Annotated in this window: 17 protein-coding genes; 8 read left to right on the forward strand and 9 right to left on the reverse strand. The window is 71.7% G+C overall.

All coding sequences use genetic code 11. The features are described 5' to 3' along the window. A partial coding sequence (locus AC1DP3_RS00005) for an ATP-binding protein (protein WP_477290001.1) occupies positions 1-2354 on the forward strand: 2354 nt, incomplete at its 5' end. Continuing rightward, positions 2351-5260: an ATP-binding protein gene (locus AC1DP3_RS00010; protein ID WP_477290003.1), complete on the forward strand. Its 2910-nt coding sequence runs from the start codon at positions 2351-2353 to the stop codon at positions 5258-5260. The genes AC1DP3_RS00005 and AC1DP3_RS00010, both read left to right, overlap by 4 nt. A 33-nt stretch (positions 5261-5293) precedes the next feature. On the opposite strand, the gene AC1DP3_RS00015 is transcribed toward AC1DP3_RS00010, so the two are convergent. Beyond that, on the reverse strand, positions 5294-6940 hold the full coding sequence (locus AC1DP3_RS00015; protein ID WP_477290005.1) for a 5-oxoprolinase subunit B/C family protein: 1647 nt from the start codon (positions 6938-6940) through the stop codon (positions 5294-5296). A gap of 56 nt (positions 6941-6996) precedes the next feature. Continuing rightward, positions 6997-7752 (reverse strand): 5-oxoprolinase subunit PxpA, encoded by a 756-nt coding sequence (locus AC1DP3_RS00020; protein WP_477290007.1) that lies wholly within the window; start codon positions 7750-7752, stop codon positions 6997-6999. Positions 7753-8386: 634 nt separating this feature from the next. On the opposite strand from AC1DP3_RS00020, the gene AC1DP3_RS00025 reads away from it, so the two are divergent. From AC1DP3_RS00025 to AC1DP3_RS00035, 3 genes are all read left to right on the forward strand, one after another. Then, on the forward strand, positions 8387-9253 hold the full coding sequence (locus AC1DP3_RS00025; protein ID WP_477290009.1) for a spermidine synthase: 867 nt from the start codon (positions 8387-8389) through the stop codon (positions 9251-9253). A gap of 112 nt (positions 9254-9365) precedes the next feature. Then, on the forward strand, positions 9366-9890 hold the full coding sequence (locus AC1DP3_RS00030) for a hypothetical protein (RefSeq protein ID WP_477290011.1): 525 nt from the start codon (positions 9366-9368) through the stop codon (positions 9888-9890). A 30-nt stretch (positions 9891-9920) separates the two neighbouring features. Next, positions 9921-10412, forward strand: a complete 492-nt coding sequence (locus AC1DP3_RS00035) for a SprT-like domain-containing protein (RefSeq protein WP_477290013.1) — start codon at positions 9921-9923, stop codon at positions 10410-10412. Between the two features lie 30 nt (positions 10413-10442). Here AC1DP3_RS00035 and AC1DP3_RS00040 read toward each other — a convergent pair whose 3' ends face one another. Beyond that, positions 10443-11045: a 2-phosphosulfolactate phosphatase gene (locus tag AC1DP3_RS00040; RefSeq protein WP_477290015.1), complete on the reverse strand. Its 603-nt coding sequence runs from the start codon at positions 11043-11045 to the stop codon at positions 10443-10445. Between the two features lie 76 nt (positions 11046-11121). On the opposite strand from AC1DP3_RS00040, the gene AC1DP3_RS00045 reads away from it, so the two are divergent. Continuing rightward, the gene (locus AC1DP3_RS00045) at positions 11122-11640 is read left to right on the forward strand and encodes a hypothetical protein (protein ID WP_477290017.1); all 519 of its coding nucleotides are present in this window, start codon (positions 11122-11124) and stop codon (positions 11638-11640) included. Positions 11641-12026: 386 nt separating this feature from the next. Here AC1DP3_RS00045 and AC1DP3_RS00050 read toward each other — a convergent pair whose 3' ends face one another. Then, positions 12027-13493: an ABC transporter permease gene (locus tag AC1DP3_RS00050; protein WP_477290019.1), complete on the reverse strand. Its 1467-nt coding sequence runs from the start codon at positions 13491-13493 to the stop codon at positions 12027-12029. Next, the gene (locus AC1DP3_RS00055; protein ID WP_477290021.1) at positions 13490-14287 is read right to left on the reverse strand and encodes an ABC transporter ATP-binding protein; all 798 of its coding nucleotides are present in this window, start codon (positions 14285-14287) and stop codon (positions 13490-13492) included. The genes AC1DP3_RS00050 and AC1DP3_RS00055 overlap by 4 nt, the downstream gene beginning before the upstream one ends. Positions 14288-14600: 313 nt before the next feature. Here AC1DP3_RS00055 and AC1DP3_RS00060 point away from each other — a divergent pair, with 313 nt between their 5' ends. After that, on the forward strand, positions 14601-15290 hold the full coding sequence (locus tag AC1DP3_RS00060) for a hemerythrin domain-containing protein (RefSeq protein WP_477290022.1): 690 nt from the start codon (positions 14601-14603) through the stop codon (positions 15288-15290). A gap of 50 nt (positions 15291-15340) precedes the next feature. On the opposite strand, the gene AC1DP3_RS00065 is transcribed toward AC1DP3_RS00060, so the two are convergent. The 4 genes from AC1DP3_RS00065 to AC1DP3_RS00080 all read right to left on the reverse strand — a co-directional run bounded on the left by AC1DP3_RS00065 (position 15341) and on the right by AC1DP3_RS00080 (position 18881). Beyond that, the gene (locus AC1DP3_RS00065) at positions 15341-15988 is read right to left on the reverse strand and encodes a response regulator (RefSeq protein WP_477290024.1); all 648 of its coding nucleotides are present in this window, start codon (positions 15986-15988) and stop codon (positions 15341-15343) included. Next, entirely contained in the window at positions 15985-17133 is a 1149-nt protein-coding gene (locus AC1DP3_RS00070; protein ID WP_477290026.1) for a sensor histidine kinase, read from the reverse strand. The genes AC1DP3_RS00065 and AC1DP3_RS00070 overlap by 4 nt, the downstream gene beginning before the upstream one ends. 230 nt (positions 17134-17363) lie before the next feature. Beyond that, positions 17364-18344, reverse strand: a complete 981-nt coding sequence (locus AC1DP3_RS00075) for a diacylglycerol/lipid kinase family protein (protein ID WP_477290027.1) — start codon at positions 18342-18344, stop codon at positions 17364-17366. A gap of 9 nt (positions 18345-18353) precedes the next feature. Further along, positions 18354-18881, reverse strand: a complete 528-nt coding sequence (locus AC1DP3_RS00080; protein ID WP_477290029.1) for an Lrp/AsnC family transcriptional regulator — start codon at positions 18879-18881, stop codon at positions 18354-18356. Between the two features lie 126 nt (positions 18882-19007). Here AC1DP3_RS00080 and AC1DP3_RS00085 point away from each other — a divergent pair, with 126 nt between their 5' ends. Continuing rightward, complete coding sequence (locus AC1DP3_RS00085; RefSeq protein WP_477290031.1) at positions 19008-20483, forward strand: DUF6421 family protein; 1476 nt, start codon at positions 19008-19010, stop codon at positions 20481-20483. Positions 20484-20504: the final 21 nt, after the last annotated feature.

Consider the following 20504-nt stretch of genomic DNA (forward strand, 5'->3'; position numbering starts at 1 on the left):
AATACGACCTCGCCCCCGCCACGATGCCGAAACTCATCTACATCAAGGCATCCGACCACCGCGACGAACGCCTCCAGACCCTCATCACCCGCATCCAGACCGACGACCACGCCGCCTACCTCCCCTTCCACACCGCCGAAGAACTCCAAGAACGCATCACCGACGACCTCGCCACCCTCCTCGCCGAACGATTCGACGAGACCCGGCCCGCGCGTGAGCAGCCGGCCGACGAACCGATCGAATCCTCCGAGCCCGCGGCGGGTCGGGTGCCCCTGCCGTACACGCCCACGATCGGCCGGGAGCAGGACATTGCGGCCGTGCGCGCGCTGCTCGCAGGCAAGGACAGGGTTGTGAGCCTCATCGGTCCGGGCGGGATCGGCAAGAGCCGGCTCGCGATCGAGACGGCGCTCGCCAGCGATGACCTGTTCCCCGACGGGATCTACTTCGTGGCGCTCGAGAATGTCCTCGAGCCGCGGCTGCTGCTCACGACCATCGCGTACTTCCTCGGCATCCGTGACAATGGCGAAGCCGCGATCGAAGAGCGCATCGCGCACTCCCTCGCGAACCGGCGGGTTCTCATCGTGCTCGACAACTTCGAGCAGATCGTCGAGGCGGCCGGCGTCCTGGTGCGTCTGTACGACCTTGCGCCCCTCGCGACGTTCCTCGTCACGAGTCGCATCGTGCTGCGCATCCGGGGTGAGCAGGTGTACGACGTCGCAGCCCTCACCACCCCCGAGGACGCCGCCCAGACGAGCCTCGAGCGCGTGCGGCGCTCGACGGCGTGCACCCTCTTCGTCGACCGGGCCGGCGCCGCCAAGCCGGGCTTCGAGCTCACGGAGGACAACGCCGACGCGGTCGCCACCATCTGCCGACGCCTGGAGGGACTCCCCCTCGCGATCGAGCTCGCCGCGGCCAAGGTGCGGGTGCTCACCGCCAAGGCGATCGCGGAGCGTCTCGAGCAGAGCCTTCCGCTGCTCACAGCCGGTGTCCGGGATCTGCCTGAGCGCCACCGGACCATGCGGGCGACCATCGACTGGAGCGTCAGCCTCCTGCCCGACGAGCAGCGCGACCTCCTCGAGGACCTCGGGGTGTTCGCGCGGCGATTCACCCTCGAATCAGCCGAGGCGCTCGGTGTCGGCCGGTCGTGGGAGGGGCAGGCGATCGACGCTCTCTCGGCGCTCGTGGACGGCTCGCTCGTGAAGGTCTCCGAGATCGACGGGCGCTCCGTGTACTCGCTTCTCACCGTCGTCCGCGAATACTCCCTCGACCGGCTGGAGGCCCGCGGCGACCTCGACCTCATGCGCACGGCGCACGCCGAGCACTATGGCCGGATGGTGGCCCGCCTCGCCCCGCGTCTCCGGGGCCGGGGCCAGGCCGAGGCCGTCGCCGAGTTCGGCCTCGAGCTCCCGAATCTGCGCGCGGCGGTGCGCCACCTCGTGCGCTCCGACCGGCTGGACGACGCGGGAGACTTCGCCTGGAGCCTTCTCATCTACTGGTGGATCGCCGGCTTCTTCGGCGAAGTCCGCGCCTGGATGCTGGAGCTGCTCGACAAGCAGGCCCCTCTGACGCCCCACACCCGTGCGGTCGCCTGGTTCTTCGCGCTGTGGGGCGAGATGTGGCAGCGCCCGAGCGAGGAGGTCGTGGCGGGGCTCGGCGAGTGCGTGCGCCTGTTCACCGAGAGCGGGGACGAGGATGCTGCGGCCATGGCGCTCGCCGCGCGCGCCACCGCGCGCGTGCAGTACTCGAGCCAGGACGTCGAGAAGGCGGAGGGGGAGCTCAGCGAGGCGGTCGTCCGGCTCCGCGAGCTCGGCAACAACTGGGCGGAGGCGATCACACTCGTCTCCCTCGCCCGCATCGCGTGGGTCCGTGGCGACACCGACCGGGCACTGAGCCTCTTCGGCGAGGCTCGTGCCGTCGCCGACCGCAGCGGCGACATCTTCACGAGCTCCGTCGCCGCCAACCTGCGGGGGCGCCTCATCTTCCTCCGCGGGCAGACCGACCGCGCAGAGCCGGAGTTCGTCGAAAGCCTCATCCTGTCGATCCGCCTCCACTACGACGAAGGGGTCGCCTACGGCCTCGAGGGGGTCTGCGCCGTCGCCGCCGCCCGCGGCGAGACGCGCCGGGCGAGCGCCCTCTCGAAGGCGGCCGAGTCGATCCGGCACCGCATCGGCGTGTTCGACGTCGAGGCCTTCACCGTGCACACCCCACACCTCGCGAAGCTGCGCGCGAGCGATCCGGTCGCATTCGCCGCGGGCGAGAAGGACGCGGCCGACCTCTCCATGGCCGAAGCGGTCGAGCTCGCCCTTCCGGACGCCGAGGACCCGCGCCTGCAGGAAGCGATGCGCACCTGGTGAGCACACCGGCCATTCGCACCCCCGACCAGCGGCTGCGGGTCTTCGTGTCCTCGACGCTGCGGGAGCTCGAGAAGGAGCGCATCGCCGCGCGGGGTGCCATCGAGCGCCTGCGGCTCGCTCCCGTCATGTTCGAGCTCGGCGCGCGGCCCCACCCGCCGCGGGAGCTCTACCGCGCCTACCTCGCGCAGAGCGACGTCTTCGTCGGAATCTACGGGGAGCGCTATGGCTGGACCGCGCCCGGCGAGGAGATCTCGGGGCTCGAGGACGAATACCGGCTCGCGCCTGCGGCGCTGCCGAAGCTGATCTACCTGCTCGAGCCCGCCGAGCGCGAGGAGCGCCTCGACCAGCTGATCGGACGGATCCGCGCGGACGACACCGCGTCGTACAAATCCTTCTCCACTCCCGAGGAGCTCGCGGAGCTCATCGAGTCGGATCTGGCCACCCTGCTGGCGGAGCGGTTCGACGCGGCCAGGAGCGAACCCGCCGAAGTGGCCGAGCCGACGCGCTCCTCGCCCCGGCTCCCGGCGTCCTTCACGCCGCTGATCGGCCGCGACCGCGAGGTCGCCGAGGTTCTGGCCCTCCTCGCACAGCCCGGAACCCGCCTGGTGACGCTGCTCGGACCCGGGGGCATCGGCAAGAGCCGGCTCTCGCTCGCGGTCGCAGAGGCGGCATCCGAGGCATTCCCCGACGGCACCCTGTTCGTGCCGCTGGAGAACGTCCTCGAGGCGGGGCTGCTGCTTCCGACCATCGCCTATGCGCTGGGGGTTCGGGACACCGGCGAGGTGCCGCTCGCGGAGCGCCTCACGATCGCGCTCGAGGGTCGCCGGATGCTGCTCGTGCTCGACAATTTCGAGCAGATCGTGGATGCCGCGCCCATCCTCGTCGAGCTGTACACCCTGGCGCCCGACGCGGCCCTGCTCGTGACCAGCAGGATCCTGCTGCGCGTCCGCGGTGAGCGCGTGTACGAGGTGCCTCCCCTGGCGTCGCACGATGCGGCATCCCCCTACTCGGTCGCGAGGGCGCGCACCTCCCCCGCCGTCGAGCTGTTCGTCGAACGCGCCCGGGCGGTGAAGCCCGACTTCGCGGTGACCGATGCCAACGCCGCGGCCGTCGTCGGCATCTGCCGAGCTCTCGAGGGCATGCCCCTCGCGATCGAGCTCGCGGCGGCCCGGATGCGGGTGCTGACCCCCTCGTCGATCCTCGACCGGCTCGACCGGCAGCTGCCGCTGCTGGTGGAGTCCTCCCGCGACCTCCCGGAGCGCCAGCGAACCCTCCGCTCGACGATCGAATGGTCGACGGGACTGCTCACGGCGTCCGAGCGCCGGCTGCTGCACGACCTCTCGGTGTTCTCGCGGGGATTCACGCTGGATTCGGTCGAGGCTCTCGGGGTGCGGCGGGGCTGGGACTTCCCGGCATTCGAGACGCTCGCCAACCTGGTCGACTCATCGCTCGTCGAGCAGGAGGACGTGGACGGCGAGTCCGTGTTCTCCATGCTGGCGACCGTCCGCGAGTACGGCATCGAACGACTCCGCGAGGCCGGTGACGAGATCGCCGCGAGGACGGCGCACGCCGAGGTGTACACCGCCCTCGCCCGCCATCTGGAGGTCGGCCTCGGGACAGACCGGCAGATCGAGGCGATCGCGCGGCTGAATCTCGAGCGAGGCAACCTCCGCGCGGCCGTCCGCCACCTCGTGACGGTCGGCGACGCCGAGGCTGCCACGGACGTCGCGTGGCGCCTCTACATCTACTGGTGGGCGGGCGGCTACCTCATGGAGGTCGCCGGGTGGATGGAGGAGCTCATCACCCGATTCCCCGGCGATGCATCCCCCCACGCGACCGCGATCGCGCAGTTCTACGTGTGCTGGCGCGACATGTGGGACTCCCCCAGCCACGCCCTGCCGCAGACCCTCGTGCGCACATCGGCCCAGTTCGCCTCGGTGCACGACGAGCTCGGTGCCGCCATGTGCCTTGCCACCGCGGGAATCGCCGAGCTGAACACCGGCGACCCCGATCTCGCCGCCGCCTCTCAGTGGCTCGTGCAGGCGGCAGAGCGCTTCCGCGGGACGGGCGCGGGATGGGGCGAGGCGCTGGGGCTGGTGGCACTCGGCAGGCTGGCGGTGCTCCGGGGCGACATCGCCGGTGGTACGGAGATCTTCCGGCGCTCGGTCGAGGCATCCGCGCGCAGCGGCGATCTGTTCGCGAGGACCATCGCCACGCATCATCTCGCGCGCATGCTGCTGTTCGGCGGCGAGGTGGATGCGCCGGAGCGGATGTTCCGGGCCGCCATCGAGGGATCCGTCCGACTGCGTCACGAAGAGGGCGTCGCCTACGGTCTCGAAGGCCTGTGCGCGATCGCGGCGCTGCGCGGCGACGTCGAACGCGCGGGAGTCCTCTCCGGCGCGGCCAGTGCGATGCGCAAGCGGATCGCCACGTTCGACAGCCCCGGCTTCGTCTACCACACGCGCTACGTCGAGGCCCTCGTCACCGCTGCGCCGGACCCCGCCCACGCGGCGGAGATCGCTGCGCGACTGAGTGCGGCCGAGGCGCGCGGTGCCGAGTACGGCGCCTTCGAGGCCGCCGAATACGCCCTCACCGGCATGCCGGGTTCCGCGGACGCGGCGGGCTCGGCGGGCTCGGCGGAGCGGTCCGGCGTGCCGGTCTCGCGGGGCTCGGCGGGCTCGGCGCGTTCCGCGGACGCGGCGGGCTCGGCCGGTTCGGCGGGTTCGACGGAGCCGTCGAGCGTGCCGGTCTCGCCGGGCTCGGGGGGCTCGGCCGGCTCGGCGGGTTCGACGGAGCCGTCGAGCGTGCCGGTCTCGCCGGGCTCGCCGGGCTCGGCCGGTTCGACGGCGCCGTCGGGCTCGACGGAGCCGTCGAGCGTGCCGGTCTCGCCGGGCTCGCCGGGCTAGGGCTCACCGGCTGCAGGCAGCCGACGAAGACATTCACTGTGGGCGCGCATGGCGGAAGCGGATGCGCGTCCCCGGCCGGGCCTGCGCGATCGCGTCGAGCGCAGCATCCGTCGCCACGGCGATCACGGGGTATCCGCCCGTGACGGGACCGTCGGCCAGGAGGATCGTGGGCCTGCCCGAGGGCGGCACCTGAAGGGCTCCGGTGACCATGCCTTCGCTGGGCAGCTCTCCGCCGCCGGCGCGTTCGAGGACCGGCCCGTCCAGTCGCACGCCGACGCGATCGGCGTCGTTCGAGACCGTCCACGCGGCCTCGTAGAGGAGGCGGAGGGCGGAGCTGGTGAACCAGTCGGCGCGAGCACCCGAGGCCAGCTCGATCACGAGCTCGTCGTCGTGTGGTGCGCTCCAGGGAGCGATCGTCGAGGCGGGAATGGGACCAGATGCCTCCTCCCGCACGCCGATCGAGGCCCCGGGGCGCAGCGGCCGCGGACCGAGCCCCGCCATGAGGTCGGTCGCCCGGGAATCGAGCACGGCGCGGCCGTCGAGCCCCCCGCGCACCGCGAGATAGGCCCGCGCACCGTGCGCGAACCAGTCGATGTGCAACTCGGCCCCGCGGGGCCAGCGGTGCGGCTCGTACGGGTCTACTTCGTGCCCGTCGAGGAGGATGGGGCCCCACGCCCCGGTGACGGCGAACCACAGGTCGTCGCCGGCGACAGCGCGAAAGCCGCCCATCGTGACCTCGATGCCTGCGGCATGCTCGGGGTTCCCGACCAGGCGATTCGCGGTGCGCAGGGCGCCGCGGTCGAGAGCCCCGGACGGCGCCACGCCCAGCGAGGCCGCCCCCGTCCTTCCGAGATCCTGGATGGTGGCGAGGAGCCCGGGCTGGACGACGCGAATCTCCGTGCGCCCTCGCCCGCCATCCGGCTGCGCCGGCCCTGCGTCACCGGTGCGAGCGCGGCCGCGCACACCGGCGGGAGCCGGGGCGCTGTCGATCGCCCCACTCGCGAGCGCCGACTCATCGCCCGGCGCGGAGGCTCCGAGCGTCTGGGCTCGCACCGGTCTGAAGGAGACCCGCGCTCCCGGCGCCAGGAGGGCCGGGGAGGCGGCATCCGGATCGAAGAGCGGGGCGGAGGTCGCGCCGATCAGGCGCCAGCCGCCCGGCGTCTCCCGCGGATAGGCGCCGGTGAAGGCGGCAGCAAGGCCGATCGCTCCCGCGGGGACCCTCGTGCGGGGACTGTCGAGTCTCGGCACATCGTGGGGCCAGTCAGCGCTCACGAGGTACCCGAAGCCGGGCGCGAAGCCGGTGAAGGCGACGGTCCACACGGCGGCGGCGTGCTGTGCCGCCAGGCCGCCCGGTGTGACGCCGAGCAGCTCCGCCGTCTCGTCGAGGTCCAGGCCGTCGTAGACGACGTCGAGCTCGACGGGGGCGAGGTCCGAGGGGGCGGGGGCGACAGCATCCGTCGCCCGCGCGGTCTTCTCGATCCAGGCGCGGGCAGCGGCGAGCGAGATGACCCGCGGCTCGACGCGGACGAGGACGGTCCGCGCCGCCGGTACGAGGTCGACGACGCCCGGCGGACGGGACGCGGCGAGCGCGCCGTGAAGCGCGAGCACCTCGTCGAGCGAGGCGACCTCGACGAGCACCCCGCGGTCGCCCATCGGGAGCAGCCGCGCGCCGGTCACCACGGCGCTGTCCTCACGGCGCTGTCCTCACGGCGCTGTCACCCTGGCTGTCGCCTCGGTCACCATGGCGCTCTCACCTCGATCTGCGCGGTGTCGAGCGCCGCCCGGACGGCGCGCGCCATCGCGACGGCGGCGGGCGAGTCGCCGTGGAGGCAGAGGGACGCCGCATCCGCCGTGATGTCCGAGCCGTCGGCCGCGTCGACCAGGCCTGTCTGAGCGAGTCGCACGGCCCGGGCCGCGACGACCGCCGGATCGGCGAGCAGTGCGCCGGGCGCGCCGCGCGCGACGAGGGATCCGTCCGGAAGGTAGCCGCGGTCCAGGAACGCCTCGCGCACGAAGGGCAGGCCGGCCTCGGCGGCTGCGGCAGCGATGGCGCCAGGGAGTCCGAGGATCGGCACCGGTCGGCCGAGCGTGGACGAAAGGTCGCTCGCCGCGGCCACGAGGGCGCGAGCTTCGGCGTCGTCCGCGGTGACCGCGTGGTACAGCGCGCCGTGCGGCTTGACGTACCGGATGTGGGCCCCCGCCTCTGCGAGGGCCTCGAGCTGGTCGGCGATCGATGCCCGCAGCGCGCCCGGGGCGAGCGCCATCCGCGAGCGGCCGAAACCCGCGGGGTCGGGGTAGGACGGGTGCGCCCCGATCGCGACCCCGAACCGGGCGGCGCGCTCGACGGATGCTCGCATGGAGGCGGCATCCCCTGCGTGCCCGCCGCAGGCGACGCTGGCGCTCGAGATCACCGAGAACATCGCGTCGTCGTCGGCCGTCGGAACGCCGGCGACCGTCTCGCCGAGGTCCGCGTTGAGGTCGATCGAGGCCATGCGCCCACGGTAGCGCCGGTGGGGGCTCGGCACGGGGGTGGCACCAACTCAGGCTGAGCGGTCCAATCGGACGTCGTGAGGCCCGGATTCGACGAAGCATCCTGAGTTGGTGCACACGGCGGCACGGTAACCGGGGTTGTTGGCCGGCGCGCGACCAGGCGGCACAGCTACCGGCGTTGTTGGCCGACACGCCGCTGGCCGTGGCACCAACTCAGGCTGAGCGGCCCAATCGGACGTCCTGAGGCACGGGATTCGACGAACCATCCTGAGTTGGTGCACACGGCGGCACGGTAACCGGGGTTGTTGGCCGGCGCGCGACCAGGCGGCACAGCTACCGGCGTTCCTGGCCGACACACGGACGGGCGGTGGCACCAACTCAGGCTGAGCGGCCCAATCGGACGTCCTGAGGCACGGGATTCGACGAACCATCCTGAGTTGGTGCACAGCGCGGCACGGTAACCGGGGTTGTTGGCCGGCGCGCGACCAGGCGGCACAGCTACCGGCGTTCCTGGCCGACACACGGACGGGCGGTGGCACCAACTCAGGCTGAGCGGCCCAATCGGACGTCCTGAGGCACGGGATTCGACGAACCATCCTGAGCTGGTGCACACGGCGGCACCGCTACCGTGGGGTGATGGCCAGAGCGCGACGCGATCCCAGCGAGCAGCCACAGACGCGGCTCTCGGACGGGACCATCGCCCGCGTCGCCCCGTCGGACTTCACGACCGGCTTCGAGCTCATCGTCGACGGAACGCCGCAGTCGCACGTGGACCTCGACGATCCCACGCATCTGCACTTCGAGTACGTGGCGCGGATGGGGGCTGTGATCGACCAGCTCCGGATGCCGCGCCAGCCGCTCACCGCCGTGCACCTCGGAGCCGGCGCCCTCACCATCCCGCGATACGTCGAGGCCACCCGCCCGGGTTCGCGCCAGCAGGTGATCGAGCTGGAGCCGGCCCTCGTCGACCTCGTCCGAGAGCATCTGCCGCTTCCTCGCGGAGCGTCGATCCGTGTGCGCATCGGAGACGCGCGGGAAGGCCTCGGGCGACTGCCTGCGGGCCTCGAGGGCGCCGTCGACCTCCTCGTGTCGGACGTGTACTCAGGGGCGCAGACTCCGGCGCACCTCACGACGATCGAGTTCTACACGGCCGCCGCACGCCTGCTCGCGCCCGAGGGCGTGCTGCTCGTGAACGTCGCGGACGGCGCGGGGCTCGCCTTCGCGCGGCGCCAGGTGGCGACGATCCGCGCGGTGCTGCCGCACGTGGTCGTCCTCGCCGAGGTGCAAACCCTCAAGGGGCGCCGGTTCGGCAATCTCGTGGTGGCGGCATCGGCGGCTCCCCTCCCGACGACCTGGCTGCCGCGACTCATGGCCGCCGGCCCTCATCCCGCCAAGGTCGCGCAGGGCGCAGAGCTCGACGAGCTGGTGCGGGGGGCGGTGCCCGCGACCGACGCCGACGCCGTGCCGTCGCCGAAGCCGTCGGCATCCCTCTTCGAACGCTGACGCCACCGATTTCGCAATCGAGGCATGCGGCGACTCGGCGTGCCGGGATGGGCCTGCGCGCCGACCGAGGCACACTGGAACGGCGAGCCGGATCGCAGGGAGAGGAGTCGATGTGAGCTATATCCGCGGGTACGACCCCGACACGCTGCGTGAGCAGATCGACCCTCGTCAGTGCAAGGAGCGGCTCGACGAGATCGGCGAGCAGCGGAGCCTTCCCGCGCTCCTCGAGCGTGTCTGGCTGCTCAAGATGCTCGACCGGCTCGAGGACTCGCTCGTCCTCTCGGAGCAGTCCGTCCGCCTCGCGCGCATGGCCGGCACGCGCAAGGACCTCCTGCGCGCCCGCATCCTGCATGCCTCGGTCATGCAGCAGCGCGGCGCGTCGGCCGCAGCCGAGCAGGAGCTCACGATGTGCGCCGAAGAGGCAGAAGGTCAGGACTGGGGTGCCATCGCGGCGTTCGCGTACCAGCACCGCGGCCGGGTCCACTACGAGATCGAGGAATTCGAGGCGGCGCGCGTCGACTTCAAGCGGGCGCTGTTCCTGCGGCAGGACTCCGGTGCGACCGACGACCAGCTCGAGGCGGCTCTGCTGGCGATCGATGCGGCGGATCGTCGCCGCGCCCGGTCCGTCGCAAGCTGACTGTCGCAGGTCTGTTCTAGTCTTCCCGGCATGTCGGAACTGCAGCGCGTGCGACGGTGGGCGGATGCCCTCATCGCGTCCCACCTCGACGACTCGTGGACGTTCGCGTTCGACAACGCCAAGCGCCGCGCCGGGCTCTGCGACTACACCCGCAAGCGGATCTCCGTCTCGCGCTATCTCGCGGCGCGCTACGACGACGACACCAACCACCAGACACTGCTCCACGAAGTCGCGCACGCTCTTGCGGGGGCGGATGCCGCGCACGGCCCCCGCTGGAAGGCCGTCGCCCGTGAGCTCGGCTACGTCGGCGGCGTGACCCACCAGGGCGAGACAGCGGTCGACCTCGCGCCGTGGGTCGGCGTGTGCCCTGCCGGCCACACGGCTTATCGCCACCGGCGGCCTACGCGGGCGACCTCCTGCGTCAAGTGCGCGCCCCGCTTCGATGCACGGCACCTCTTCACGTGGACGCGCCGCGAGATCACGCCCGCGGTGCGGCTTGCGGCAATGACTCCCCGGGGCTGACGCAGGCGTTCCCTGCGCGGCCGCCGGCGGTCATGCGGTGAAGGCCTGGCCCGTGAGCACCGGTACCGCCACAGAGGAATCGGCGGCGGCTTCCCTGTGCACCGCCTCCGCGGGGCCCGGGAGCGAGCGGCCCGAGCCGCTCGCGGTCAGCAGATGACGGGACGCGCGACGGAGCCCCCGATAGGACTCGCATGCGGCGGCGGCCTCGGGAGAGGAGTGGTCTATCCCCCGCTCGGCGAGGGCGGCGATGACCGCGCCCGCGCCGAGGAGGTCCTCGACGGCGAACCGCAGCGACGCGTCGCGAGCGTCGCCGGCGGCGACGACGGAGACGCTGGTGCGGGCGGCACGCTGCTCCTGCTCGCCGAGCACGGCAGCGGCGACGGCGCCCGCGTTGCGGATTCCCCCGACCAGCACGACGGCTCCGGTGGATGCCGCGGCCTCGACCAGATCTGCGGCGGCCGGATCGGCATCCGTCCTCAGCGTGTCACCGGACTCGACCGCTTCGATCGCCGCGGACGACAGCCCCAGGACGTCCACGAGCACGACGATGTCGGCAGGAGCAAGCCTCGCGAGGCCCTCCGCCCCCCACTCGAAGCGGACCTGGTAGGTGGACTGATCGAAGGGATTCTGCACCTCGACAGCCTAGGCGGGCAGTGTCAAGCCCCGCCCCGGTCGCTGGTCGGCCAGAAGTGCGGTGCCACACTGAAGCATGCGTGTTCTGCTGAAGCTCGTCATCGACTGCGACGCGGATGCCGCGTGGCGCGCCGTCCACTCGCCCCGGGCGGTGGCGGAGCTGTACGGGCCGCTGCTCGCGCTCGACCCTCTCGTGCCGAACGGGCTGCCGACGTCGTGGTCGCCCGGCGACGATGTGCCGGTGCAGCTCAGCGCCCTCGGGATCCTGCCGGTGGGTCGCCAGCTCATCCATATGAGCGAGCGACGGGCACGCGGACCGCAGGGACCCGTGCGGATCTTTCGCGACAGCGGCATCCCCCTCACCGGCCCCCTCGCGAGCCTCGACGTGTGGGATCACCAGATGGCGATCTCGCCGGCGCCGGGCGATCCGACGAAGACGCTGTGGCGCGACCGGCTCGTCATCGGCGGTCCCAGCGCCGCGGCGCTCTGGCCTCTGCTCTGGGCGACGTGGCAGTGGCGGGGAGCCCGCATCCGTGCTCTTGCACCGACGTGGGCCCATGACCTGCCGGTGGAGGAGGCCGACACCGAGGGCTGAACCGCCCGACTCGCGGCTGTTTGGCGGGCACGGGCATCGGTCTCCTATCCCTCATCTCCCCTCTCCTGTACACACGAGCGGGGATCCTGCACGGCACGCCGCCGCACCGGCCGGGGTGACGGGGTGTCGCGAACGAACCCCGCAGCTGTGTACGCCAGGGATACGGGATGCCGCGGCTGAAGCCGGGCCGCGGCATCCCGGCCTCGTCCCCCGTACACACGAGCGGGGATCCTTCGCGGCACGCCGGCTGACCGGCCGGGTGGACGGGGTGTCGCGAACGAACCCCGCAGCTGTGTACGCCAGGGACACGGGATGCCGCAGCTGAAGCCCGACCGCGGCACCCCTTGCCCGCTCGCCGCTCCCGAGGCGGCGGCACGGGCCTCCTTCTACTCGGCGAGAGCCTCCACCGGCGCGACGCGCGTGGCGAGGCGGGTGGGCACGACGGCCGCGACGAGGGTCAGGACTGCGGTGGCGCCGATCACGACGACCAGCGGCCAGAAGGGGATCCCGGGCCACACCAGAGTCCCCGGGCTCGACGTGGCGCTGGGGTCCATCGGGACGGAGCCGAGGAGTGATTGCGCTCCCGCCCAGCCGTAGGCGATCCCGAGCACCAGGCCCGTGGCCAGGGCCGCGATGGTGATGTGCGCGGCCTCGAGCAGTACGACGCGTCGCACCTGCGCGTTGGAGAGGCCCAGCGCGCGCAGCAGTCCGAGCTCGCGCCGGCGCTGCACGATGCCGAGCGTCAGGAGGTTGACGAGGCCGACCGCCGCGATGACGGCCGACACGGCGACCAGACTCATCATGATCGCGGCGAATCCGTCGAGGAGCGCCCCGAGGTCGGCGGGCAGCTCACCCCCGGAGGAGGCGCGCACGACGCCTTTCACGGATTCGAGCGCCACCGCGAACATCGTGACGAGCGTCACCCCCATCACCACGCCGATCGCCATGCGGCTCGAGCGCTCCGGATAGCGCATCGCATTCTCCGCCGCCAGGCGGGCCGTCGGCGACGACCCGAAGGCGCGGCCCACGAGACGCAGGACGGGCGGCATCACGAGGGTCGCGCCCAGGGCGAGTCCAGTGAACGAGAGGATGCCGCCGACAAAGGCGATCACGACCCCCAGCGGCGTGACCAGGCCCGCCAGGACACCCAGCGCGAGCAGGACGCCTCCGATCCCGAGCAGCACGATCGCTGCCGCATTCCGGCCGCTGCGACGGGCGATCGAACCGTGCGATGCCTCGATCGAGCCGCCGAGCGCCTGCAGCGGAGTCACCGAGAGCACGCGCCGTGACCCCGCCCATGCTGCCGCCCACGTGGTGAGCGCGACGACGCCGGCGGGGATCAGCAGCACTCCCCGGACGACGGGGTACTCGACGCCCTCGATTCCCAGAGCTGCGGTCAGGACGAGCACTCCGGCCGCGGCGATCGCCGTGCCGGCGAGGAGGCCCAGCAGCGCCCCGATCGCTCCGACGATGAGCCCTTGCCTCGCCACCTCGCCGCGCTGGGCGCGTGCGGAGGCGCCGATCAGTCGCAGCAGGGCGATCTGGCGCGTCCGACCCGCGACCACGGTCGAGAAGGTGTTCGCCGTCACGATGGCGGCGACGTACACCGCGACGCCGACGAGGAGCGTCGTCACGATGCTGAGGACCACCGCAAGCGTCGCGCTGTCGCCGATGTAGGGGTCGGCCCGGAGCATCGCGGCGATGAAGCCCGTGGCCGAGAGGAGGACCACGCCGAACGCGCTCGACAGCGCCGCCACGAGGATGCTCGCGCCCATGCCCCGCTCACGCATCCACGGGAGGGGGACGGATGCCGCGGGCCGCGGCATCCGGGATTCCAGAGTGAGCGCGCTCATGCCGTCACCTCGGCGCCGGAGCCCGGCGCAGGAGTCGAGCCGAGCTCGGTGGCGAGCATGTAGGCGGAGATCTCTTCGGCGGTCTGCTTCGACTTGTCGGCGACGATCCGCCCGTCGCCGAGGAAGATCACGCGGTCGGCGTGACTCGCCGCGACCGCGTCGTGCGTGACCATGGCGATGGACTGGCCGTGCTCGCGGCTCGCGATCTGCAGCAGCGCGAGCACTTCGCGGCTCGAGCGCGAATCCAGGTTGCCCGTCGGCTCGTCCGCGAACACCAGATCGGGGGCCGTCGCCAGGGCTCGCGCGATGGCGACGCGCTGCTGCTGGCCGCCCGACAGCTCATGCGGACGATGGGTGAGCCGGGCCGAGAGACCCAGCGTCTGCACGAGCCCGTCGATGCGGGCGCGCTCGAGCGCCGTGGGACGTCTGCCGTCGAGATCGAAGGGCAGGAGGATGTTCGCCATCGCGTCGAGGGTCGGCACGAGGTTGAACGCCTGGAACACGAAGCCGACACGCCGCCGTCGAAGGACCGTCAGATCGAGGTCGCTGAGGCCGGTGATCTCGGTGTCGCCGATCCACGCCCGCCCGCTGGTCGGCGCGTCGAGCCCCGCCATGATGTGCATGAGCGTCGACTTGCCCGACCCGGAAGGGCCCATGATCGCGGTGAACTCGCCGCGGCGGATGCCGACCCCCACTCCATCGAGGGCCCGCACCTCGCCTTCTCCGGCCCCGTAGGACTTGGTCAGCTGCTGGACGCGGGCCGCGAGGCCCAGATCGGTGGAGGAGATGTGCATGCTTCGACGTTAGGAATCGGGTGCGGCACTCCGCGTCCCCCGGGAGAGGCATCTGGCGTACATCGCCAGGATGATCTCACCCGTGGACCGTGTCCCCTCGCAGTACAGTCCGGCACCTCCAGGCCGTGTCCCACTTTCTGTCGCCTGGGCCTGCTCCGAGCGATGGAAAGCGGGACATGGACCCGGCGGCTCGACGCGCCCGAGGGTCGAGCGCGCCGGGTCCGGTCGCTGGGGATCGGACGGACCCGGGGTGGGCCCTTCCGCCGGGGCGCCCACCCCGCTAGCCTCGGCGGCGTCTGCCGAAGGAGGACGAATGCCTGCCACTCCCCTGCCCCCGACCGGCGGTGTCCCCGCCGGCCCCACGATCTGCGACGCGAGCGGCATGGCCGACATCCACCGGATGTACAAGGTCGGGTTCGGCGAGGCTCCGGAGCTCGTGCGGCGCGTGGCCGAGGGCGACGCCGCGCATGCAACGGTGGTCGCCGGGCAGCTCGACCTGCTCTCGGTGGCGCTGCACGCCCACCACGAGGGCGAGGATCAGCGCCTGTGGGCGCCGCTCGTCGAGCGCGCGCCGGCGTGCGCCGTGCATGTCGAGCGGATGAAGCAGCACCATGCCGACCTGCTGGTGCAGCTGAACGCGATGGACGCGGCGATCCCGAGCTGGCGGGCATCGGGAAAGGCGCAGGATGCCGCTCCCGTTCTGGCAGCCCTCGACGGCGTGAACGCCGCGCTCACCGTGCACCTGCCCGACGAAGAGGCGACGATCGTCCCCATCATGGAGAAGGTCATCACCCAGGACGAGGTCGAGTGGTTCTCGGAGCACGGCCGCAAGGCCACCCCCAAGGGTCAGACCTGGAACTCGCTCGGACTCATCCTCGCCTCGCAGCCCGACGGCGGCGACGCCTGGATGCGCAAGACGCTCCCGGGCCCGGTCAGGCTGGTCTGGCGGTGGGTCGGCAAGCCGCGCTACGAGAAGCATCGCGCGGCGCTCGAGGGACGATAGACCGCTCGATCATCGCGCGCGGATCGCTGCCCTCGCGGGCACCGGTTGGCTCAGGCGAGGCCGTGCTCGAAGGCGAATACCACGAGCTGCACGCGGTCCCGGAGGGCCAGTTTGGCGAGGATCCGGCTGATGTGGGTCTTGACCGTCGCCTCCGACAGGAACTCCCGCGCGGCGATCTCGGCGTTCGACAGCCCCCGCGCGGCGAGCGCGAAGATCTCACGCTCGCGCTCCGTGAGGTCTCGGTAGCTCGCCGGAACCGGCCGAGGTGCGGCCTCGGCGAAGTGCGCGAAGAGATCTCGAGTGGCGGATGCCGCGATCACCGCCGAACCGGCGTGCACGGTGCGGATCGCGGCGAGCAGGAACTCGGGGTCGGCGTCCTTCAGCAGGAAGCCGCTCGCGCCCTGCCGGATGGCGCGCGCCGCCGCCTCATCGAGATCGAAGGTCGTGAGCATCACGATGCGCGGGGGATCCTCGTCGCGCAGAAGCTCGGCGGTCGCGGCCAACCCGTCGAGCACCGGCATCCGGATGTCCATCAGCACGACGTCGGGCCGGACGTCACGGATGACCGCGAGCGCCTCGCGGCCGTGGGACGCCTCGCCGATGACCTGGAGATCCGGCTGGGAGTCCACCAGCATCCGGATGCCCGCCCGGAACAGCGCCTGATCGTCGACGAGGACGACGCGGATCGCGGCGCTCACGCGGCCGCCCCGATCGGGATCGTCGCCCGGACGACGAAGTCGCCGTCGACCGCCTCGGCCGACAGGGAGCCGCCCGCGAGCTGAGCGCGCTCCCGCATGCCGATGACGCCGTGTCCTGCATTCGGCGCGGCATCCGTCTTCATCGCGTTGGCGACCTCGAGGTCGACGCGCTCCGGCGTCCACGCGAGTCGCACGCCGACCCTGCCGTCGCCGTGCCGGATGGCGTTCGTGAGCGCCTCCTGCAGGATCCGGTAGACGGCGAGCTGCACGGCACCCGGAGGCTCTGCCTGTGGTGCCGGGTCGACGTCCACCCGCAGCTCGATGCCGGCCGCGCGCACGTGCGCGTACAGCTCCTCAAGGTCGGCGAGGGTCGGCTGAGGACCGTCGCCCTGACTGTGCCGCAGCTGAGTGAGCAGCAGTCGCACATCGGCCAGCGCCGACCGTGCGGTCGACGAGATCGTGCCGAGGGCCGCCGTCGCGGCGCCGGGATCGGATGCCGAGGCATATCGCGCGCCGTCCGCCTGCGCGATCACGACCGCGAGCGAATGCGCGACGACGTCGTGCATGTCGCGGGCGATGCGCACGCGCTCCTGCTCGGCGACCCGCTCGTCCTCGGCGCGGCGCTGTGCCTCGCGATTCTCGCGGGCGCGGAGGGCGGTGCGGACGAGGGCGCCGAGCGTCCAGGCGAGCAGCAGGGCGAAAAGTGCCGCGATGAGCACCGCGACCGCCGTGGTGACCGTGGACCAGTCCCACTGCGCGCTCGCGGTCGGGCCCGCGAAGATGTAGAGCGTGATGACGCCGGCGCCTACGATCGCGGAGGCGAAGCCGCCCCAGAACACCAGTCGCGAGCCGTACGCCGCCGTCACGTAGAGCACGGCGAAGATCGCCACGTCGACGGGGCCGGGCGGACGCCCGAAGCTCATCTGGGCGATCGCCCCCAGCCAGGCCAGCCACAGCGAGAGTCCTGGTGAGAGCCGGCGCACGGCGAGTGCGGAGGCGAAGACCGCCGTCACGACCGCCGTGCTCAGCACGGGTGCGGCGTCGCCCGCGCCGAAGCGCAGTTCCAACGGCGCCGCGATCGCCGCGAACAGCCCGGCGACGATGACGTCGACGATGATCTGGTACGGCTTGAGGGGGCGGAACATCCCTCTCACGTTAGGGGAGGGCGGATGCTGCGGCATCCGTCCCGCGATGTATGCACTGCTGCTGCGGCATCCGTCCCGCGATGTAAGCACAGCTGCTGCGGCATCCGTCCCGCGATGTACGTGGAGCTGCTCCGGCATCCGTCCGCGACGTGTGTGCAGCCGCTCCCGGCATCCGTCCCGACGTCTGTCGGGCCACCGTTCGCCCGGCGGTCCTATCCCCGGGGTCGCCGTCAGTCGGCGGCCACCGGTGCCGGTGCGTAGACCTCGAGCCCCGCCGGAAGAATCGTGCAGCGCAGCGTCCAGTTGCCGGGCCGGGCCTGCTCGAGCTCGCCGTCGTGCACGTAGACCGAGGGGGCGCCCTGGGCCGGCCTCACCCGCAGCTCGAGGTCGCGAGCCAGGATGCGCTCGAGATCGGAGCTTTTCGGCATCACGCGGAGGGCGCGCAGGAAGGCCGTCGATCGGCGGCCGAAGGCGAGCGAGGCGACGGCCCGCAGGCGCGAGCCCCTCGCGTGGTGCAGCCGGATGTCGAGCACCGGATCGTCGATGGTCTGACGCTGCATCGTGGCCACCTGGTCGGGGGTGTTGCGGCCCACGCTCACGAACACCGACCACACCCGGGCGCGGCGGCCGTTGCGCTCGACCGTCACGGGAGTCGCTTCCCGAAGCGCCCGCCACGTGGCCGCGACCCCGCCGAGCCATTTGCCGAAGTCGTCCATACGGTCCTCGCGCTCGGCGATGACGTGAGGATAGGTGCCGATCGAGGCCGCATTGAGCACCGTCACGGGCTCGCCGCCGTCGGCCTGGACCTCGGCGACCGCCACCCGGACGCCGGTTCCGGCGGCCAGGGCGTCGAGTGCGATCTCGACGGAGTCGACCCCGACGGCCCGGGAGAAGTGGTTGAACGTGCCGCCGGGAAGCACGAGGAGCGGCATCCTGTGCCGACGCGCGAGGTGAGCCATGCGCGAGACCGATCCGTCGCCCCCGAGCACGCCGAGCACCGCAGGGGGATGCTCGCCGGCCAGCGCCTGGTCGACCGCATCGTCGAGGGTCTCATCGGTGGCGAGTTCGTGCACGACGGCGTCGGGAAGGCGCTCGGCGATCAGGGCGGACGGATCCCGCCGGATCACGTCCTTGCCCGAGCTCGGGTTGCGGACGATGAGCACGCCCTCACCGGTCGGGCGAGCGGTGAGCCCCGTCTGCGCATCTGCCATTGCCCGAGGCTATCCGCCCGCCGCCCTCGCCGATGCGCGGGACTCGTCGGCGGGTGCGATCGGCCGGTGCTCATAGAAGGTCTGCAGGACGACGGTCGTTCGCGTGTTGACGGATGCCGACTGCCGGATGTCGCGAATCAGCGCCTCAAGATCGCGCGGCGTCGCCACCCGCGCGAAGAGCATGTAGCTCGCGTCACCCGCGATCGAGTGGCACGCCTCGATGGCGGTCAGGTGCTCGAGAAGCTCGGGCGCGTTGTCGGGCTGCGCGGGGTCGAGCGGCGTGATCTCTATGAATGCCGAGAGGGGGCGCCCGATGGCCTCGGCGTCCAGCACCGCCCGGTAGCCGACGATCACGCCTCGGGTCTCGAGCCGGCGGAGCCGCGTCTGCACGGCCGAGACCGACAGACCGACGGCCTTGGAGATCTCCGCGAGGGTCGCCCGCGCATCGCGCGAGACCTCGCGGACGATGGCCGCGTCGACCGGATCGTCGAGGCGCGCCGGGTGGGACTCCGCATCAGTGGCGTCTGTGGCCTGCATAGCGGCGAGGATATCAGTGGCCTGCGTTCTGTCCGGATTGTTTCCGGTCGAAGGTCGATTCCGCCGGAACTCTTCCCGTAGAGTGGGGCCTGCTCGCACGTCTCTCGAACCCGATCGGAGGTTCCCATGCCCATCAGCCATGCCCTGCAGACGACGACTCAGACGATCGCCGGCGAACCCGTACTTCGACAGGCTCAGCAACCGGTCGAGGATGTGGATGCCAGGCGCGCGGGTGATGCGGGGACCGTCGAGACGAGCGCGGCGTGGCTTCGCCTGAAGGATGCGGCGACCGCGCTGCAGCCGCTGCAGACGCAGGACGGCTCCATCCCCGAGACGGCCGATCACGCGGAAGCACGCCCGCTGGTCGAGGTCATCATGGCGTCGATCCGTGATCTGGCGCCGCTCTTCCCGCATGAGGCCGACTACCTCGCCGCCTCGATCAACGACTTCGCGCGGTGGATCGACGGAGGCTTCGGCATCCCGGACTTCCTCGACTCGCTCGTGGCCTTCCAGCCACAGCTGCACCGGGTGGACGGCATCCGTCATCTCGTCGTGTTCCCGATGTACACCCAGAACGGCTCGCGCCGCCGTCATGTGGAGGCGCTCGTGGTCGAGGGGATCTGGCCCGAGTTCATCGCGCAGCTCGAGAGTCAGTACACCAACCGGCTCTTCGTGTCGCTGCGACTCGTCGATTTCACGCCCGGGTACGACACCAACTCCGCGGTGCTGTTCCCCGAGACCGTGGCGATGCGCGAAGTGCCGTCCTTCACCTGGGGAGCCATCTTCCAGGACCGCGAGGCGGCCCGGTATCGCCGCGTCGTGCGCGAAGCCGCGGCGATCACGAAGCTGGAACTGCCCGAATGGGCGGCGGAGATGCTCGATGACCAGGAGCTCACCGAGAAGACGTTCGTGATGTGGGACCTCATCCACGACCGCACCCACATGCGGGGCGACCTGCCGTTCGATCCGTTCATGATCAAGCAGCGGATGCCGTACTTCCTGTACTCGCTCGAAGAGCTGCGCTGCGATCTGACCGCATTCCGCGAGTGCGTCGCGCTCGAACGTGACCTGATGGAGCCCTTCTCGATCGGGGTGCCCCTCACGCCGATCGAGTCCGAGACGCTCAAGCAGGCCCAGCTCGTGCAGTACGCCGTGATCTTCGACCGGATCTTCCGGTTCGCGATCACGGGGACGCGGGTGCGCAACTACGACGCCGTCGGAGGTCAGCTGCTGTTCGCGTGGCTGCATCAGCGGGGAGTGCTGCACTGGACCGACACGTCGCTCGCCTTCGACTGGCAGGACGTGCCCGCCGCGGTCGTCGAGCTGAGCGATGCGATCGACGCCCTCTACTGGCTCTCGATCGATCGGCCCAAGATGGCGCACTGGCTGGCCGCGTACGAACTCGTGCGGTCGACGCTGACGCCCCACCCGGCGTCGACGTGGGCGCGGGGCCTGCCGGATGACGTCCTCGCCGGCATTCCCAAGGGGTACACCGACGCGGTGCTGGACGACGAGTTCCCGCTGTCGATGTTCTTCGAGGCGCTCGAGAAGAAGATGCGGCCCGTCATCGAGTCGACAGCGGGCATCCGCGGCACGGACTGACGCAGGGGCCGCCGCCGCCGG

It is taken from the genome of Microbacterium sp. P5_B6 (assembly GCF_056400345.1).

Excerpts from the sequence above, each read along its gene's own strand:
- AC1DP3_RS00020 (WP_477290007.1), bottom strand. The coding sequence starts at position 7,752 with ATGGCCTCGATCGACCTCAACGCGGACCTCGGCGAGACGGTCGCCGGC.
- AC1DP3_RS00025 (WP_477290009.1), top strand. The coding sequence starts at position 8,387 with ATGGCCAGAGCGCGACGCGATCCCAGCGAGCAGCCACAGACGCGGCTC.
- AC1DP3_RS00035 (WP_477290013.1), top strand. The coding sequence starts at position 9,921 with ATGTCGGAACTGCAGCGCGTGCGACGGTGGGCGGATGCCCTCATCGCG.
- AC1DP3_RS00045 (WP_477290017.1), top strand. The coding sequence starts at position 11,122 with ATGCGTGTTCTGCTGAAGCTCGTCATCGACTGCGACGCGGATGCCGCG.
- AC1DP3_RS00050 (WP_477290019.1), bottom strand. The coding sequence starts at position 13,493 with ATGAGCGCGCTCACTCTGGAATCCCGGATGCCGCGGCCCGCGGCATCC.
- AC1DP3_RS00055 (WP_477290021.1), bottom strand. The coding sequence starts at position 14,287 with ATGCACATCTCCTCCACCGATCTGGGCCTCGCGGCCCGCGTCCAGCAG.
- AC1DP3_RS00060 (WP_477290022.1), top strand. The coding sequence starts at position 14,601 with ATGCCTGCCACTCCCCTGCCCCCGACCGGCGGTGTCCCCGCCGGCCCC.
- AC1DP3_RS00070 (WP_477290026.1), bottom strand. The coding sequence starts at position 17,133 with ATGTTCCGCCCCCTCAAGCCGTACCAGATCATCGTCGACGTCATCGTC.
- AC1DP3_RS00075 (WP_477290027.1), bottom strand. The coding sequence starts at position 18,344 with ATGGCAGATGCGCAGACGGGGCTCACCGCTCGCCCGACCGGTGAGGGC.
- AC1DP3_RS00080 (WP_477290029.1), bottom strand. The coding sequence starts at position 18,881 with ATGCAGGCCACAGACGCCACTGATGCGGAGTCCCACCCGGCGCGCCTC.
- AC1DP3_RS00085 (WP_477290031.1), top strand. The coding sequence starts at position 19,008 with ATGCCCATCAGCCATGCCCTGCAGACGACGACTCAGACGATCGCCGGC.